The sequence below is a fragment of the Sphingosinicella xenopeptidilytica genome (assembly GCF_042676985.1).
Lineage (GTDB): Bacteria > Pseudomonadota > Alphaproteobacteria > Sphingomonadales > Sphingomonadaceae > Sphingosinicella > Sphingosinicella xenopeptidilytica.
The window spans coordinates 470,756-487,025 of record NZ_JBHTIK010000005.1 but is presented as its reverse complement, the minus strand read 5'-3'; the positions used below and the strand labels follow the sequence as shown (position 1 = coordinate 487,025).

At 64.3% G+C, this 16,270-nt stretch carries 14 protein-coding genes; 10 read left to right on the top strand and 4 right to left on the bottom strand.

Annotation, left to right across the window (positions count from 1 at the left end; all coding sequences use genetic code 11):
• Positions 1-16: 16 nt before the first annotated feature.
• Genes ACFQ00_RS10240 through ACFQ00_RS10230 form a run of 3 tightly spaced genes read left to right on the top strand, consistent with a single transcriptional unit; the run spans position 17 to position 2,716 of the window.
• Positions 17-1,057 (top strand): ABC transporter permease, encoded by a 1,041-nt coding sequence (locus ACFQ00_RS10240; protein WP_381489909.1) that lies wholly within the window; start codon positions 17-19, stop codon positions 1,055-1,057.
• Positions 1,051-1,845: an ABC transporter ATP-binding protein gene (locus ACFQ00_RS10235; RefSeq protein ID WP_381489905.1), complete on the top strand. Its 795-nt coding sequence runs from the start codon at positions 1,051-1,053 to the stop codon at positions 1,843-1,845. Before ACFQ00_RS10240 ends, ACFQ00_RS10235 begins: the two co-directional genes overlap by 7 nt.
• Positions 1,846-1,882: 37 nt before the next feature.
• A complete protein-coding gene (locus ACFQ00_RS10230; RefSeq protein WP_381489902.1) occupies positions 1,883-2,716 on the top strand; it encodes a nitroreductase family protein in 834 nt (277 codons plus the stop codon).
• On the opposite strand, the gene ACFQ00_RS10225 is transcribed toward ACFQ00_RS10230, so the two are convergent.
• Complete coding sequence (locus ACFQ00_RS10225) at positions 2,713-4,065, bottom strand: MmgE/PrpD family protein (protein WP_381489899.1); 1,353 nt, start codon at positions 4,063-4,065, stop codon at positions 2,713-2,715. The two genes, ACFQ00_RS10230 and ACFQ00_RS10225, sit on opposite strands and share 4 nt — an antisense overlap.
• A 19-nt stretch (positions 4,066-4,084) precedes the next feature.
• On the bottom strand, positions 4,085-4,888 hold the full coding sequence (locus ACFQ00_RS10220; protein WP_381489896.1) for an SDR family NAD(P)-dependent oxidoreductase: 804 nt from the start codon (positions 4,886-4,888) through the stop codon (positions 4,085-4,087).
• A 250-nt stretch (positions 4,889-5,138) separates the two neighbouring features.
• Here ACFQ00_RS10220 and ACFQ00_RS10215 point away from each other — a divergent pair, with 250 nt between their 5' ends.
• The 6 genes from ACFQ00_RS10215 to ACFQ00_RS10190 all read left to right on the top strand — a co-directional run bounded on the left by ACFQ00_RS10215 (position 5,139) and on the right by ACFQ00_RS10190 (position 11,144).
• Entirely contained in the window at positions 5,139-6,161 is a 1,023-nt protein-coding gene (locus ACFQ00_RS10215) for a sulfate ABC transporter substrate-binding protein (protein ID WP_381489893.1), read from the top strand.
• 4 nt (positions 6,162-6,165) lie between these two features.
• The gene (cysT, locus tag ACFQ00_RS10210; protein ID WP_381489891.1) at positions 6,166-7,023 is read left to right on the top strand and encodes a sulfate ABC transporter permease subunit CysT; all 858 of its coding nucleotides are present in this window, start codon (positions 6,166-6,168) and stop codon (positions 7,021-7,023) included.
• On the top strand, positions 7,020-7,853 hold the full coding sequence (gene cysW, locus ACFQ00_RS10205) for a sulfate ABC transporter permease subunit CysW (RefSeq protein ID WP_381489888.1): 834 nt from the start codon (positions 7,020-7,022) through the stop codon (positions 7,851-7,853). The genes cysT and cysW overlap by 4 nt, the downstream gene beginning before the upstream one ends.
• Positions 7,850-8,902, top strand: a complete 1,053-nt coding sequence (locus ACFQ00_RS10200; RefSeq protein ID WP_381489885.1) for a sulfate/molybdate ABC transporter ATP-binding protein — start codon at positions 7,850-7,852, stop codon at positions 8,900-8,902. The genes cysW and ACFQ00_RS10200 overlap by 4 nt, the downstream gene beginning before the upstream one ends.
• A 101-nt stretch (positions 8,903-9,003) precedes the next feature.
• The gene (locus tag ACFQ00_RS10195; protein WP_381489883.1) at positions 9,004-10,362 is read left to right on the top strand and encodes an ATP-grasp domain-containing protein; all 1,359 of its coding nucleotides are present in this window, start codon (positions 9,004-9,006) and stop codon (positions 10,360-10,362) included.
• Positions 10,359-11,144, top strand: coding sequence for a sulfite exporter TauE/SafE family protein (locus ACFQ00_RS10190; protein WP_381489880.1), 786 nt, complete (start codon positions 10,359-10,361; stop codon positions 11,142-11,144). Before ACFQ00_RS10195 ends, ACFQ00_RS10190 begins: the two co-directional genes overlap by 4 nt.
• A 17-nt stretch (positions 11,145-11,161) precedes the next feature.
• Here the strand turns inward: ACFQ00_RS10190 and ACFQ00_RS10185 are convergent, their stop codons facing one another.
• Positions 11,162-12,121 carry a chromate resistance protein ChrB domain-containing protein gene (locus tag ACFQ00_RS10185; RefSeq protein ID WP_381489877.1) on the bottom strand — a complete coding sequence of 320 codons (960 nt, stop codon included), beginning with the start codon at positions 12,119-12,121 and terminating at the stop codon, positions 11,162-11,164.
• A 28-nt stretch (positions 12,122-12,149) separates the two neighbouring features.
• Between ACFQ00_RS10185 and ACFQ00_RS10180 the strand changes: the two genes are divergently transcribed.
• The gene (locus ACFQ00_RS10180) at positions 12,150-13,493 is read left to right on the top strand and encodes an alginate export family protein (RefSeq protein ID WP_381489874.1); all 1,344 of its coding nucleotides are present in this window, start codon (positions 12,150-12,152) and stop codon (positions 13,491-13,493) included.
• Positions 13,494-13,501: 8 nt separating this feature from the next.
• Here ACFQ00_RS10180 and ACFQ00_RS10175 read toward each other — a convergent pair whose 3' ends face one another.
• Entirely contained in the window at positions 13,502-16,039 is a 2,538-nt protein-coding gene (locus tag ACFQ00_RS10175) for a TonB-dependent receptor plug domain-containing protein (RefSeq protein WP_381489872.1), read from the bottom strand.
• Positions 16,040-16,270: the final 231 nt, after the last annotated feature.

Here is a 16,270-nt window from a genome sequence, read left to right as displayed (position 1 = left end):
AGGGTGGAAACACGCCATGAATAAACCCGTTCAGGTGCAGACGGACACTGCGACCCCGACCGACTTCACGCTTCCAGTGGAAGACGGCGTTCCGGCGGGCGGCCTCGTCTCTCATCTTCGCGAGCATGTATCCGTGCCGGTCGCGGGCCTGCTCTGGCTCGGCGCCGCGACCGTGTCGGCGGCATGGCCGGATCAGACGGGCTGGTCGCGTACCACCCTGTTCGCCATCCTTCAGGCTTCTGTCGGCATCGGCCTTATCGGCTCCGCGCTGTTCCTCGCGAGACGGCCGGTTTTCAAGGTGATCTCCGAATACGGGCTGTGGTTCGGCGCGCTCGCGGTTCTCATCACGGTATGGGAGATACTTACGGCGAAAACGGGGATTCTTCCGCTGCCGTTCTTCCCGCCGCCGCAATCGATCCTCGAAGTCTACACGGATGACGTCTCCCGGCTTCTGGAAAGCATCGCCCATTCGATGCTCCTGCTGCTGCCGGGGTATCTGCTCGGCGGCCTCGTCGGTTTCACGGCGGGCGTCTCGATCGGCTGGTCGAAGGCCGTGCATTATTGGGGGTACCCGATCCTGCGTTTCGTGGGGCCGCTGCCGGCAACCGCGTGGCTTCCGATCGCGTTCTTCTTCTTCCCGTCCACGTTCAGCGCGGCAACCTTCCTGATCGCGCTTTCCACGGCCTTCCCCGTTGCGGTGCTGACCTCTTCGGGCATTTCCACGGTGACCAGCGCCTATTACGACATCGCGCGGACGCTGGGCGCCGACACGCGCTTCCTCATCACAAAGGTCGCGATTCCAGCGGCGCTGCCCAACGTGTTCGTCGGGCTCTTCATGGGTCTCGGCTCATCCTTCGCGGTGCTGATCGTGGCCGAGATGATGGGCGTGAAGGCCGGTCTCGGCTGGTATCTGCAATGGGCGCAGGGCTGGGCGGCCTATGCCAATCTCTACGGCGCGCTCATCATCATGGCGCTGCTGTTCTCCAGCCTGATCAGCCTGCTCTTCTACGTGCGTGACAGGATGCTGGTGTGGCAGAAGGGAATCGTCCGGTGGTAGCGCTCGCGCCCTCCTCAACAGACACCGCACCCCACGGACTCAAGGTCCAGGTCCGGAACGTCAGCCACGCCTTCGATACCAACGGCGAGCAGCTCGATGTTCTCGACGAGGTTTCGTTCACCGTGCAGCCGGGCGCGTTCATTTCGCTGCTGGGGCCGAGCGGCTGCGGAAAATCCACGCTGCTCCGGCTGATCGCCGGGCTGGACGAACCGCGCGAAGGCAAGATCGGCGCGAACGGCGTGCGCATCGTGGGGCCTGATCCTTCGCGCCTGCTCGTCTTTCAGGATCCGACGCTCTATCCGTGGCGCACCGTTCGCCAGAACGTCGCGCTCGGGCTGGAAGCGCGCGGGCTCATACGCGAGCAGGCGCACCGGGTGGACGAGGCGCTCGATCTGGTCGGCCTTTCCGCCTTCGCGGACGTGTTCCCGAACCAGCTTTCGGGCGGCATGGCGCAGCGTGCAGCGCTCGCGCGCGTACTCGTCAACAACCCGTCGCTGCTGCTGCTCGACGAGCCGCTGGGGCGCCTCGATTCGCTGACGCGCATGACCATGCAGGCCGAACTGCTGCGGCTTTGGCAGGATGCGGCGTTCACGAGCATATTGGTGACGCACGATGTGGAAGAGGCGTTGCTCCTTTCGCAGCAGGTCATCGTGTTCAGCCACCGCCCAGCGCGCGTGATCGGGACCGTGGATATCGATCTCCCCTATCCGCGCCACCGGGATGACCCGCGCTTCGTCACCCTGCGGCGGGAATTGCTTGCCACGATGGGCCTCGAACACCAACTTTAGCGCCTGTTGCTTCGCGGTCGGGAAGGAATTGAAAATCATGGCACAGCGGGCCCTGGAACCACGCGCGGAAGCCGATGCGCTCGCGCTTCGCTACCGCACGGATGCACCGGACGTTCTGTGGAACGACACGATCGCGCAAATCCTCGCGCACCGATCGGTTCGCGCCTACCTCCCCGACGTACTGCCCGAACACACGGTAGAAACGCTTGTCGCAGCCGCGCAATCGGCCTCGAGTTCCTCCAACCTGCAGGTGTGGAGCGTCGTTGCGATTGCAGATGCCGGAAAGCGGCAGCACCTCGCGGCGCTCGCCGGCGGCCAGAAGCATATCGAAGAGGCGCCGCTGATCCTGTTGTGGGTCGCGGACCTCGCCCGTGCGCAGCGGCTCGCGGACGATGCGGGCGAGCCGTCCGAGGGCTTCGATTTCCTTGAAAGCTACACCGTCGCCGTCGTTGATGCCGCGCTGGCGGCGCAGAACGCGGTGCTTGCGGCCGAATCCCTCGGCCTCGGCACGGTCTATATCGGCGCCCTGCGCAACCATCCCGAAGAGGTGGCCGCCATTGCCGGGCTGCCGCCGCGCGCATTCGTGGTGTTCGGCCTCGTCGTTGGCCGGTCAGACCCGGCGCTTCCAGCAGCGGTAAAGCCACGCCTTCCGCAATCGGTCGTTCTGCATCGCGAAGCCTACGCGCTCGAATCGCAGATCGAGCCGATCGCGCGCTATGACGAGACCGCCCGCGCGTTCCAGAACGAGCAAGGACAATCGCCGGTCGGCTGGCGTACACTGCTGCTGGCGCGCGGCCGATCGGCCGCGTCGCTGAACGGACGCGACCGGCTCAAGCAGGCCCTGCGCACATTGGGCTTTGCTCTGAGCTAAGCTGTTTGGTCGTTCAGCGCATCCGTGATTTGACGTGTGGACGACAGTGACGGAAGCCCCAGCGCGAGATCGAAAATCCGGTCGAGCGTGCCCTCATCGATCGGAACCCCGGAGAAGCGGTTTGCCGACCGGAGCTTCGTACGCACCGCTTCGGGCGCCAAAGGCCGGCTGGGGTGGCCAAGCGCAGTAGCAGCGATCTGTTCAATATGTGGCGTGCCGTCTTCATAGTGAAACGCGATCCGGTCGCTCTCCGTACCTTCGCGGGCATGGATGCTCACCTTGCCGGCCAGTGCCCGTACCGTGTCCGATACCGTATCCGGCGCATCGAAGGCGGGCAGCTCGGTATGGCCTTCGGCCGTGGCAAGCGCCACGACGAAGGGAACGCTGAACTGCGCCTCCACGACATGCGCCGGCCAGCCGGTGCGGGCAAGGCGCGCTGCGCGTTCGGGCACGAAGACCTCAATCCGATCGATAACGCGTCCCTCGTGCCGCGCACGCGCTGCGAAAACCGCATCCAGCAGCGCGTGGAGATTGCGGCCGCAAGGGTAAGGCTTCAGCGAAATGCGATCGGAGCGCAGCGTCTCGCCAAGACCGCCGAGGATGACCTCGGGATCGAAGGCGCCGCGCTGATAGAGATTGAAGAAGCCGTCCGCGCCTTCGAATGCGCGTGACGCGCCGGTGAGCCCCGCCCGCGCGAGTTGCACGGCGATGATGCCGTCGCGCGCGGCGAAACCCGCCTGCAGCCGCTTGGAAAGTGCGCCGTCGGCGATACACTGGCGATTGCCGCTCGCCTGCGAATAGGCGATGCCGAACGCGTTGACGAATTCGCCTTCAGTCAGCTTCAGCAAACGTCCGACCGCGCCCACGACACCGAACACGCCGAACGCGGACGTGCGGTGCCAGCCGAAATCCTGCGTCGCCGACAAGGCGAGGCGCACCGCGATATCGAGGCCCACCGACACCGCGGACGTGTATGCCGCGCCCGAAACGCCGCCGAGTTCGTCCGCGACCGCAAGCGCCGCGCTGTGCACGAGTGCCCCGGCGTGCATTCCGCCGCCCTCATCGAGCGTATCGTCGAAATCGAGCGCATGGCCCGCCGTCGCGTTGATCTGTGCGGCGACGATCGCGGGATAGCGTCCCGCCGCCGCGATCCGCCGCGCCTCGCCGGAAGCGGACTGGGCGGCGAGCAGGTTCGCGACCGCGCCAACGCCCGGCGCGTCGCTGCCGCCGATGATCGCGGCAAGGCCGTCGGCAAGGTTGAGCGCGAGGGCGTCCGCAACCGGCGCGGGGACTCCGTCCGCAGCGAAGTTCGCGGCGTGTGCGGCAAGCAGGCGTGTGAGTTCGGTCATGTGTCTTTCCGTGAGAGTTTCAGTAGTGGATGGCGCGCGGGCTGCCGCCCCCGGCCGCAATGGCATCGCCGTTGATCGCGACGCTGCGCGGCGAGGCGAGGAAGGTGACGACGGCGGCAACCTCTTCGGCTTCCACGATCCGCCCGATCAGCGAATGGCCATAGAGCGCCTTTTCCGCATCCGCCGGCGTGATGCCCTCGGCAGCGGCCTTGCGCGACACGGTCTCTACAGTGCGTTCGGTGCGCGTGGCGCCGGGATGAACGACGGTGACGTTCACACCCTTGGGCCCGAGTTCATCGGCAAGGTTCTTGGTGAACGCGGAAACCGCGACGTTGCGCGCGGAGCCTGCAATCGTGCCCGATTGGCGCGCGGCAAGCCCGCTGATGTTGATGATCCGCCCCCAGCCGTTCGCAACGAGATGCGGTGCCGCCGCGCGGGCAACCCGCAGATAGCCGACGAGCTTGGTGTTGAGTTCATCGAGCAGATATTCGGATACGACCCCGGCAATGCCGGGCGTCGTTGGCGCCGCGCTGCCGGGCCGCGCGGCATTGTTCACGACGATGTCGAGGCCGCCGAGCAGCGCCACCGCACCCGCGACCAGCGCATCGACCTCAGCGTCGTCGCGCGTATCGGCGACGAGCGCATGAACCTCGCCCCCGGTATCCCGCGCCAGATCCGCCGCGGTTGCAGCCCCGGCGGCACCGTCGCGCGAGGAAATGACCACGCGCACCCCCTCTTCCGCAAGCGCGCGGGCAATCGCCTTGCCGATGCCGCGGCTGCCGCCGGTCACGAGGGCGCGTTTGCCCGCAAGCTCAAGGTCCATGTCATCTCTCCGGCCACCTGCACGAAGCCGGATCTATAAGTGCGCTTCAGGCGCGCGATGTATGATGACTTCCAATGGCCTGATGATGTCTTTTCAAGCGACTGCCCGATTTCACCGGATCGAGACCCCGGATCGGGGCGACACGAATCATATTGTCTACTTTATTTGTTGACTATATGATTGCCGCGATTAGGGGAACTCCAGAGCAGACATATCCACACCCGACTGAATGGCAAAAGAGGGACATATCATGAAAAGCAGAACCTTTTTCCTGGTTGCTGCTGGCGCGCTCCTGCTCGGCGCCTGCGACAGTGGTGCCAGGAAACCTGCGGGCGGCACGGAAATCCTGAACGTCTCCTACGATCCCACGCGCGAGCTTTATCGGGATATCAACGCCGCGTTCATACGCCAGTGGAAGGCGGATACCGGCAAGGACCTTACGATCAACATGAGCCACGGCGGCTCCGGCAAGCAGGCCCGCGCCGTGATCGACGGTCTCTCGGCCGATGTCGTGACGCTGGCACTCGCCTATGACGTCGACGAGATCGCAGCCCGCAGCGACGTCCTCTCAAAGTCCTGGCAACAGCGGCTCCCGAACAACAGCGCGCCTTATACGTCGACGATTGTGTTCCTCGTTCGTGCCGGGAATCCCAAGGGGATCAAGGACTGGGATGATCTCGTGAAACCGGGCATCTCCGTCATCACGCCCAATCCGAAAACCAGCGGCGGCGCGCGCTGGAATTTCCTCGCCGCCTGGGCCTACGGTCGCAAGGCGGGCGGATCGGACGCCGCTGCGCAAGACTATGTGACGAACCTCTACCGGCACGTGCCGGTGCTCGATTCCGGCGCCCGCGGCTCGACCACGACATTCGTCGAACGCGGGATCGGCGACGTGCTTCTGTCGTGGGAGAACGAAGCGCATCTCGCCCAGAAGGAGCTTGGCGCGGGCAAGTTCGACATCGTCATCCCGTCGATCTCCATTCTCGCCGAACCTTCGGTGGCGCTGCTCGACGGCAACGGGAAGAAACACGGCACGGCAGAAGTGGCCGAAGCCTATCTGCAGTTCCTCTACACGCCGGAGGCGCAGGATCTGATCGGCAAGAACTTCTACCGGCCGCGCGATGCGCAGGCCGCCGCAAAATATGCGGATGCCTTCCCCAAGCTGAACCTCGTCACCATTGATGACGCCTTCGGCGGCTGGTCATCCGCACAAGGAAAGTATTTCAGCGACGGCGGCGTGTTCGACCAGATATTCGCGAAGATCAAGCGCTGACCCGATGTCGTCAGCCGTTTCCCTGCCGAGCGGGCCGCGTGTGCGCGCTGCCAAGGTGATCCCGGGCTTCGGGCTGACCTTCGGGTTCACGATCACGTGGCTGAGCCTGATCGTGCTCATCCCGCTGAGCGCGGTGTTCATCCGCAGCGCGGGCCTTGGCCTCGATGCCTTCATTGCGGTCGGCCTCTCCCCACGCGCGCTCGCGGCCTATCGCCTGAGCTTCGGCGCCTCGCTGGCAGCCGCGCTCGTCAACGCCGTGTTCGGCCTGCTCGTGGCGTGGATACTCGTCCGCTATGATTTTCCGGGAAAGCGTATCGTCAACGCGCTCGTCGACCTGCCCTTCGCCCTGCCGACGGCCGTCGCCGGCATCGCGCTGACCGCGCTCTATGCCGGAAACGGCTGGATCGGCCAGCTTCTGGAGCCTTACGGAATCAAGATCGCCTACACGCCTCTCGGTGTCGTCATCGCGCTCATCTTCATCGGCCTGCCTTTCGTCGTGCGCTCGGTGGAACCCGTGCTTGCCGACCTCGGGCATGACGTGGAGGAAGCGGCGGCATCGCTCGGCGCGGGGCGATGGCAGACCTTTCAGCGTGTCATCTTTCCCGCGATCCTGCCCGCGCTGCTCACGGGCTTCGCGCTCGCCTTCGCGCGCGGTGTGGGCGAATATGGCTCGGTGATCTTCATCGCGGGCAACATGCCGTTCGTGTCCGAGATCGCGCCGCTGCTCATCATCACGCAACTGGAGCAATATGACTACGCCGGCGCCACCGCGATTGCGACGGTGATGCTGATCGCCTCGTTCCTGCTCCTCCTCTTCATCAATGCGCTTCAGGTCTGGAGCCGCCGCAGGATGGCGCCATGACCGCGAACACGGAATCGCCGCGCGCGCGGCGGCTGCTGATCGGCATTGGACTCGCCTTCCTTGGCATTTTCCTGCTGCTGCCGCTCGTCTCCGTGTTCGCGGAAGCGCTGGAGAAGGGCTTTGCAGCCTATTTCGACGGTATTGCCGAACCCGATGCGATCGCCGCCATCCGGTTGACGCTCCTCGTTGCCGCAATCAGCGTGCCGGTGAACATCGTGTTCGGCGTCGCGGCCGCGTGGGCGATCACCAAGTTCGATTTCCCCGGCAAGAGCCTGCTGATCACGCTCATCGATCTGCCGTTCTCCGTGTCGCCGGTCGTCTCCGGCCTTATCTTCGTGCTGCTGTTCGGCGCGCACGGCTGGATCGGCCCCTGGCTTCAGGAGCACGATATCCAGATCGTCTTCGCGGTGCCGGGTATCGTTCTTGCCACCATCTTCGTGACCTTCCCGTTCGTCGCGCGCGAACTCATCCCACTGATGACCGAGCAGGGACGCGACGACGAGGAGGCCGCGCTCTCCCTCGGCGCCTCGGGCTGGCAGACGTTCTGGCACGTTACGCTTCCCAACATCCGTTGGGGCCTGCTTTATGGCGTTCTGCTCTGCAACGCCCGCGCCATGGGTGAATTCGGCGCGGTCTCCGTAGTCTCGGGGCACATTCGCGGCCTCACCAACACGATGCCGCTGCACGTCGAGATCCTCTACAACGAATACAACTTCGTCGCCGCCTTCGCCGTCGCGTCGCTGCTCGCCCTGCTCGCGCTTGCAACGCTCGTGCTGAAAAGTCTGCTCGAATGGCGCTTCAATTATCACCACGGGGGAACCGGGCATTGAGCATTCGGCTCGAAAACATCCACAAGCGTTTCGGCGCTTTCACCGCGCTTGGCGACATCAGCCTCGAAGCGCGCCCGGGCGAATTTCTCGCGCTGCTCGGCCCCTCGGGTTCCGGCAAGACGACGCTGCTGCGCATCATGGCGGGCCTCGAATTCCCTGATAACGGCCGCGTCTGCTTCGACGGCGAAGACGTCACCGGCCTCACCGTTGCGGAGCGCAACGTCGGTTTCGTATTCCAGCACTATGCGCTGTTCCGGCATATGACCGTCGCGGAGAACATCGCGTTCGGGCTCAATGTGCGCCCGCGCCGCCAGCGTCCGAGCCGGGCGATGATCGCGGCGCGCGTTCAGGAGCTTCTCGACCTCGTCCAGCTCGGATCGCTCGGGCAGCGCTATCCCGCCCAGCTTTCGGGCGGACAGCGCCAGCGCGTTGCGCTTGCCCGCGCGCTTGCCGTCGATCCCAAGCTGCTGCTGCTCGATGAGCCGTTCGGTGCGCTCGATGCGCGCGTGCGCAAGGATCTTCGCCGCTGGCTGCGCGAATTGCACGACCGCGTGGGGCTGACATCGATCTTCGTGACGCATGATCAGGAAGAGGCCCTCGAACTCGCCGATCGCGTCGTCGTGATGGATCATGGCGTCATCGAGCAGGTGGCAACGCCGCTGCACGTCTACAACGAACCTGCATCGGCCTTCGTTTTCGATTTCGTCGGGGAATCGAACCGGATTCCCGTTCAGGTCCGCGGCGGAAAACTCTTTTACCTCGGTCAGCCTCTCGATGTGCCCACGATCGGCGCCGACGGTCCTTCCGAACTCTTTTTCCGTCCCCATGACGCAGCCATCGTGAAAGACGATGCAGGGGCGATTCCCGCCCTTGTCGTTCAGGTGCGGCCGAAGGGTGCCGGCGTGCGCGTCGAAGGCAAGCTCATCGGGATCGACCGCCCCTTCGAGATCGATGTCGCGCTGGACGAGGCGCCGGAGCCCGGCCGGATCATTGCGCTGAAACCCGGCCATCCCCGTATTTTCCCGGTTTCCAGAGAAATCGACGGATGAGTGCCGGCGAAACGGTTCGCCGCCTGCAACATTCGCGCGGGTCGGAGGTTTAGTCTTTCACACATTCGATGGTCCTCCATGGTCATCGGGAAAGCGAGGACATGCGGGGCTGGATTCTCTTCCATCGCGAGCTTGATCCGGCGTTGCCGGAGGTTCCCGAAATCTTCCGGTTTCAGGAAGCCGCGAAAGCGATGGATGTGGACCTCGAGATTCTGCATCCTCACAAGTTCGAGCTTGTCGTCGGCGCGGATGACGACTGGGCCGCGAAGTATCAGGGCCGCCCCGTAGAGCGCCCCGACTTCATCATCTGCCGGACAGGCGCCGAGACGGATTATTTCACGCTTGCCCTGCTGCGCCATTTCGAACGCCGCAGCGTCCGCCTCATCAACGGCCCCGCGGCCATCGAAAGCGTTGCCGACAAGCTGCACACGATGCAGCTTCTGATCCGTGCGGGGCTGCCGATTCCGCGTACCATTCTCGGTACGTTTCCGATGGATATCGGCCTCGTCGAGCGGGAACTCGGCTTTCCGGTCATCGTGAAGACACTGAAAGGCACGCGCGGTGCCGGTGTTCTGAAATGCGAGGACCGCAGCCAGTTCGAGGATCTGGCCGGACTTCTCGAAAGCGCGGAGGCGAAAGCCGATTTCATCCTGCAACATTACGTGCGCGCCAGCCACGGCCGCGATGTCCGTGTTCTGGTCGTGGGCGGCCGTGTGATCGCCGCGATGGAACGCCGCTCCCTCACCGGAAACTTCAAATCCAACGTCTCGCTCGGCGGCGTCGGCGTCGCCTACAATCCGTCGCCCGAAATGGCGGATCTCGCCGTGCAGGCGGCCGACATTCTCGAACTCGACATCGCCGGTATCGACATCCTGTTCGATGAGGACGGTTACCGCATCTGCGAAGCGAACTCGGCGCCCGGTTTCCAGGGCCTCGAACGGGCTTCCGGGCTGGATGTGCCGTCGGCCATGCTCGAATGGATTCTCTCCACGCAGAGCGTGCCCTCGCCAGAGCCCCCCGTCACGGAAAGCACGGCGCTTGCCGAACTCGCCTTCGGCGGGCGCAGCGGTCTGCGCGCCATCAGCGATCGCAGCAAGGGCTATCGGCGCTTTGCCAGTGCGGTCGGCATACGGCTGATCGGTGCGGGCGTCGTATCGCTGGCGCAGGCTGTTATCCCTTCCGCGCTTGTCGATGCAAAGGGCCGCACGCACCGCGGCCTCACCACCCTGTTCGAAGGTCGCGTCCGCACCGATTTCACGGCGTTCGATGAATGGGAGCAGGAACGGACGCTCGTCGTCGTCCTCGCGGTTTCCATCTGGGCGGCCATGCTGCCGTGGCTCGCGGGCACGCAAGCGATGCTCAGCGGTTTCCTGTCCGTAATCGCCCTCGCCTTTCCCGTACTGTTCCTGCTCACCGCACCCTCAAGGCGCGCTCGCAAGAAAGGCGGGAATACGAGATGAGTCTTGCCATTCCCTGGGCGGAGCTTGCGCCGTTTCTCTTCATCGGCTTCGTCGCACAGCTCGTGGACAGCGCACTCGGCATGGCGTTCGGGCTCGTGTCGAACGCCATGCTGACATTGCTCGGCTTCCCACCCGCAACGGCAGCGGCGACCACGCGCACGGTTGAGAGTTTCACCAGCGGGGTCTCCGGCCTCTGCCATGTTCTGCAAAGGAACGTCGATTGGCCGCTGTTCGCGCGGCTCATCATTCCCGGCATTCTGGGAGGGCTCGCCGGCGTATGGTTTCTCTCCACCGTCGATGGCCATATCACCCGCCCCGTGATGCTCGTCTACATGGCGGCGATCGGCGTCTATCTGATCTGGCGTGCGCCGCGCCGGCCGCAGACCTTTCGCCGTATGCGTTTCGTCGGTCCTCTCGGGGCCGTCGGCGGATTCCTCGATGCCTCGGCGGGCGGCGGGTGGGGTCCGGTGGTGACGGGCAATCTCCTTGCGCAGGGCATGACGCCGCGCATGGCGATCGGTACGGTCAACGCTGCGGAATTCTTCATCACCGTCACCGTCCTGTCGGCCTTCATCGGCGCGCTCGGCCTTGCAGCCTTCACGATCGCCGCGTCCGGCCTCCTCATCGGCGGCATCGTCGCCGCGCCGATCGGGGCCTGGCTCACCGGAAGGATCGCGCCGAAGCGGCTGCTCATGCTTGTCGGCGCAATCCTGATCGCAATCAGCCTCTACGGATTTGTTGCCCTGATGTTCGAACCGGTCCCGATACTCCCGCGCCTGTAGCAGCAAACGCCGATGCCTTATGAGCGCGCCTGCCGCGGTGTGAAATGGCGATAGAATTGATCGAGCATGGCTCCGGCGGCCTCAATCCGCTCCGCATCATCGTCCAAGGATGCACAAACGCCAGAGAGCATCGCGCCGAATCCGGCTGTTTCGGGCCGTTCGAATTTTCCGTCTGCGATATCAAGCTCGTGAACCATCTCCGCAATGGCGATCAGTGCCGGATCATTCTGCGGCCCGACACGGAGAAGCAGCGTCTCGAAACTGCAGCGGTCCTCCTCGTGCGTGAATTCGGCGTCGGCCATATCGAAACGCAATTCTCCCGGCGCGGGTTCGTAGCCAACGCCTGTCGCAAACCTGAATTTGGCCTCGTGATCGATGAAACGACGAATCAGCCAAGCACTGGCGATGCGGTCCACGTGAACGCCTGCGCGCGTCACCCAGGTCCGCCCTTTGAGATCGCCGGGATCGAGGATTGCGGGATGACCGCGGCGATGGATATCGGCGTGCGAGCTCTGGGCGGCGTCGAGATCGCGAAGCACGGCGTCCGCACCCTGGCGGCCATGCGCCCCGAAGAAATCGAGCGCCGCGATATCCGCCAGGCGGCGATGCAGCTTTCCGATTTCCGAAACTGAAGCAGAACCACCTTCAACGAGACGCCCTGCATCTCGCACAAGGTCGGCGTAATCAGCATCCCTTGCGGCATCGAACGCTGCGCGCAGGTCCGCATCCGTTTGCCCATCCACAAGCTGAAGCTCTGCCAGAACGGCCTCTCCGCCGCTCGCCTTGATATCGTTCAACAGCTCACGGAAAGCGGCTTCTGCTTGTGCATTGCGCGGCAGAATATGGACGGCATTCTTCAGCGGCACCGCGCCGACGGCCTGTAGACGCCGCCAGATGCGCACCCGAAGATAGGGCGGCCGGGTCGGAAGCTGATGCAGCAGCGCGAGCCACGTCTGATGGCGGATTGCCCGTTTCATGATTCATATGTATCAGATTATGAATACTATGAAATACATATATCTCATATCCGTGGCATGGCTTAGCCAGTCGGCTCTCGTCGGCGAAGCTCACGCCACCGAAGACGGGTTTGCGTTCTCCGGCTCGGTTCGCACCCGCTACGAAACGCTTTCGGGCCAGTCACGCGCCGGTTTCGGTGCGCACGACGAATTGCTCAGCACCCGCACGACGCTGCTCGCCGAATACCGGAAAAGCGGCCTGCGTCTCGGCGCGGAGATTTACGACAGCCGGGCCTATGGCAGCCGCTCGGGCAGCGCCATCGGCACGGGCGAGGTCAACACCATCGAACCCGTTCAGGCGTACCTCGGCGTGGACATTCGCGAGCCGTTCGGAAAGGGCTCCGCCGTCTCGCTCCAGGCAGGGCGTTTCACGCTGAACATGGGTTCGCGGCGCCTTGTCGCGGCGGACGACTACCGCAACACCACCAACGGCTACACCGGCCTGCGCGCGGATGTTCGCGGCGCGGACGGAAGCACGGCCACGCTCATCTACACGCTGCCGCAGATGCGCCGGCCCGACGACCTTCCCTCGATCCTCGACAACGAACCCGGACTCGATCGGGAAAGCAGCACCCTGCGCCTCTGGGGAGGTCTGCTTTCCAGGCCGGGCGTGTTCGGCAAGACCTTCGCGGAAATCGGCTATTTCGGGCTGGCCGAGCGCGACACGGCGCGCCGCGCCACGCGCAACCGGCATCTGCACAGTTTCAGCGCCCGCCTCCTGAGGGAACCTGCCGCGGGACGCTTCGATCACGAGATCGAGATCGTCCACCAGATCGGCCGCGTTCGCGCATCGGCAGCGGCGAGCGCGCCCAGCCTCGATGTATCGGCCTCGTTTCTCCATGCCGATTTCGGCTACAGCTTCCCGGGGCCGCTGAAGGCGCGTCTCTCCGCCGAATATGATTATGCGAGCGGCGATGCGCCGGGCGGCGGCTACGGGCGTTTCGATACGCTGTTCGGAATGCGCCGTGCCGATCTCGCGCCCGCCGGAATCTATGCGCAGATCGGCCGCGCCAATATCAGCACGCCCGGCATCCGCTTCGAGATCGCGCCGAACGCGCGGCTGGACGGCTTCATGGTCTATCGCGCGATGTGGCTGGCGGAGAAAACCGATGCGTTCTCCACCACCGGCGTTCGCGACATTTCCGGAAGCTCAGGCGCCTTTGCCGGTCATCAGATCGAAGGCCGCGCGCGCTACTGGCTTCTGCCCAAGCGCCTGCGCGCCGAAGCGAACGCCGCGTGGCTGCGGAAAGGGGCATTCCTGAAGAATGCCCCCAACGCACCGCAAACCGGCAACACACGCTATGTTTCGATGGCGCTCACGGCGAGCTTCTGAAGTCCGCTTCAGAAGCGCACGGAAACGCGGCCATAGTAAAAGCCGCCGCTGAGGCCGAACGGCGCGAAGTTCCCGTACTGTCCGGCACCCGTGTTCGCCTGCACGACGCCGATCGCATCCGGATAGACATCGAACAGGTTGTTGGCACCGACAGCCACCGTCAAGCTCTTGCTGACATCGGCGGCAACGTCGATATCGGCGATCCATTTCGCGCCGAAGGTGCGGTCGTCGGCGGTCGATGTCTGGCTGGCGCCCGTCTCGGTGTATTTCCCGAAGCGGGTCAGGCGAAGGGCGCTGCGGAAGGCTCCGATCGTCCAGTCCGTGTTGAAGACGAGCTTGTCGCGCGGCGTTGCCTTCACGAGGTCGGCCCGTGCCTGCCGGCCGAACAGGATCGTGTTGGTCAGGTTCGCCGGATTTTCGGCGACGCTCTGGATCTTCGTCTTGTTGTAGCTGTACGCGGCATTGAAGCGGAGCGTGCCGAGCGAGTCCGTTTGCAGCGTGTATTCGCCGACGACATCCACGCCGCGCGTGCGCGTGTCGACACCGTTGATGAAGAACTGGCCGCTGCTGATGCCGGGCACGCCGCGCGCGGCAAGGATCGCGACCACTTCGGGGCTGGTCAGGATCGCGCGCGCCTCGGCGCTGTTCAGGACCTCCGTTTTTACGATCCGGTCGTCGATATCGATCTGGTAGCCGTCCACGGTGAAACGGAACGGACCGGATTCAAACGTCACGCCCGCCGTGAAGTTCAGCGACTTTTCGGCCTTCAGCGGCTTCGCGCCAAGGAAGCCCGCGATCGGATCGTTCGGCGCCAGGAACTTGACGAGCTGCGGAACGCGATCGCCGCCGATGATGATGCTGGTGTTCTGCGAGGTCGAGAACCCCTGCTGCCCCGGCGACGGCGCCCGGAAGCCGGTGTTCACGCCGCCACGGATCGCCAGACCGGGCACGATTTCATAGCGCGTCGAAAATTTGCCGCTGACCGTGTCGCCCGCACTGTCCGTGTAATGTTCCGCGCGCCCGGCGAGGCCGACGAACCAGTCCGGCGTCAGGTTCGCCTCCAGATCGACATAGGCCGCGAAATTGTTCCGCGTGAGCACGAAGGCGTCCGCCGGCGTCGTTCCGGTGAAGGACACGAGGCTCGCCTGCGGCCGCTGTCCGCCGAAGGCGAGCTGAAACGGCGTCGTCCCGGTCGGGATGACATAGCCTCCATCGCGGTAGCTGTCCGGCTCGCCGGCGACGTTCTGGAAGCGCTCCCAGCGATGCTCTAGGCCGAACGATACAGTGACCGGTTCCGCGAGCCCGATCTCGACCGGTCGGCTGAAATCGAGGTTGTTCACCCACAGGCTCGATTTCTGCTTGCCCATGAAGAAACTGGTCTTGCTGCTCGGCCCGAGCGAAGGATTGAGCGTATCGACGGCACCGAGCTTCACGTGATCCTTGCCGAAGCTAGAGCTGAAATCCACGTCGAGCCCCCACAGCACGGAGCGCAGGCCCGCCGTAACCTGGAAATCGGTTTCCCGGATGCGGCGTTTCGCGAGGAAGCCATTGGGATAGAGTTCCGGCAGCGAATTGACGTTGTTGGCATTGAACTGGCCGCGCCCGTCCTTCACGTCGCGGTAGCTGAGCGTCGAGAAGCTGTAGAGCACCGTGTCCTCGCCGATCGGCAGCTCGGCGTTGTACGATGAGTTCACGATATAATCGCGATTGGTCCGACCATAGTTTCCGGCACGCACGCGGTCGATCGTGTATTCGCGCGGATCGCGGGAACCATCGGCGAGCAGCGGATAGAGATTGACCGTGTGCGGCACGTAGGCGGCGGCGGAATCGGCGCGGTCGTGATACTTGCCCTCGATCGCGAAACGCACGAACCCGCCGTCGTCGCCAAGGCGCGTGCCATAGGTCAGCGCCTGCTGGAACAGCTCGCCGCCCTTTTCGTAGTGACTGCCCGCCGTCGTCGTGAATTCGCCGCCTTCCGGGTTCGAATCGAGAATGAAGTTGATGACGCCCGAAATCGCGTCCGAGCCATATTGCGCCGCCGCGCCATCGCGGAGAACCTCGAGACGGCCGATGGCATTCGCGGGAATGAGATCGATATCGACGGGCGTGCTGCCGCCCGAAATTCGCGACAGGTTGTTGATCAGCGACGTCGTGTGGCGCCGCTTGCCGTTCACCAGAACCAGCACGTAGTCGCCGCTGAGCCCCCGGATCGAGATCGGCTTCGCACTCGATGACGTGCCGCCGCCGCCAAGCGCGGGCATGGTGAGCGACGGGATGACGTTGCCGAGGATATCCTTCAGGCCCACGCGCCCCGTGTTGATCAGCTGGTCGCTGGTAATGACGTCGATCGGCACGGGGCTGTCCGCCACCGTGCGCGGACGCGCGCCGCGCGTGCCCGTAACGATAATCGTCTCGGCAGCGTCGGCACCGGCATCATCGAACGCGGCAGCCGCTTCGGCTTCGCTTCCCGCATCGACCATTTCGGCCTGGGCCGCAGTGGCAGCGGAAACGGCGGTGGAAATCAAAAGGCCGGTGAGAAATCGCATGATCGGATCACGTTCCTGAATGTTGTCGGCGAAAAAACAGGCAGCACGCCGCCGCCCTTCCGCTCGGGTGATCCGCACTAGAGGCTTAATGTCTACTTATTCAATAGAGTTTATCTGCAGTCTTTATGATCGGTGCTGATAGATTTGCTTGTCCCACTGCGCGCGCGCCGGAAACCCTTGAGAAATCCCAAAGCGAAGAGGCCCAAAACTCAATGCCCGCGCGCCCGGATG

What these genes read in the sequence shown, in the direction of transcription:
- ACFQ00_RS10230 (WP_381489902.1), top strand. Translation starts at nt 1,883, where the DNA reads ATGGCACAGCGGGCCCTGGAACCACGCGCGGAAGCCGATGCGCTCGCG.
- cysT (WP_381489891.1), top strand. Translation starts at nt 6,166, where the DNA reads ATGTCGTCAGCCGTTTCCCTGCCGAGCGGGCCGCGTGTGCGCGCTGCC.
- ACFQ00_RS10175 (WP_381489872.1), bottom strand. Translation starts at nt 16,039, where the DNA reads ATGCGATTTCTCACCGGCCTTTTGATTTCCACCGCCGTTTCCGCTGCC.
- ACFQ00_RS10180 (WP_381489874.1), top strand. Translation starts at nt 12,150, where the DNA reads ATGAAATACATATATCTCATATCCGTGGCATGGCTTAGCCAGTCGGCT.
- ACFQ00_RS10185 (WP_381489877.1), bottom strand. Translation starts at nt 12,121, where the DNA reads ATGAAACGGGCAATCCGCCATCAGACGTGGCTCGCGCTGCTGCATCAG.
- ACFQ00_RS10190 (WP_381489880.1), top strand. Translation starts at nt 10,359, where the DNA reads ATGAGTCTTGCCATTCCCTGGGCGGAGCTTGCGCCGTTTCTCTTCATC.
- ACFQ00_RS10240 (WP_381489909.1), top strand. Translation starts at nt 17, where the DNA reads ATGAATAAACCCGTTCAGGTGCAGACGGACACTGCGACCCCGACCGAC.
- ACFQ00_RS10225 (WP_381489899.1), bottom strand. Translation starts at nt 4,065, where the DNA reads ATGACCGAACTCACACGCCTGCTTGCCGCACACGCCGCGAACTTCGCT.
- ACFQ00_RS10195 (WP_381489883.1), top strand. Translation starts at nt 9,004, where the DNA reads ATGCGGGGCTGGATTCTCTTCCATCGCGAGCTTGATCCGGCGTTGCCG.
- cysW (WP_381489888.1), top strand. Translation starts at nt 7,020, where the DNA reads ATGACCGCGAACACGGAATCGCCGCGCGCGCGGCGGCTGCTGATCGGC.
- ACFQ00_RS10215 (WP_381489893.1), top strand. Translation starts at nt 5,139, where the DNA reads ATGAAAAGCAGAACCTTTTTCCTGGTTGCTGCTGGCGCGCTCCTGCTC.
- ACFQ00_RS10220 (WP_381489896.1), bottom strand. Translation starts at nt 4,888, where the DNA reads ATGGACCTTGAGCTTGCGGGCAAACGCGCCCTCGTGACCGGCGGCAGC.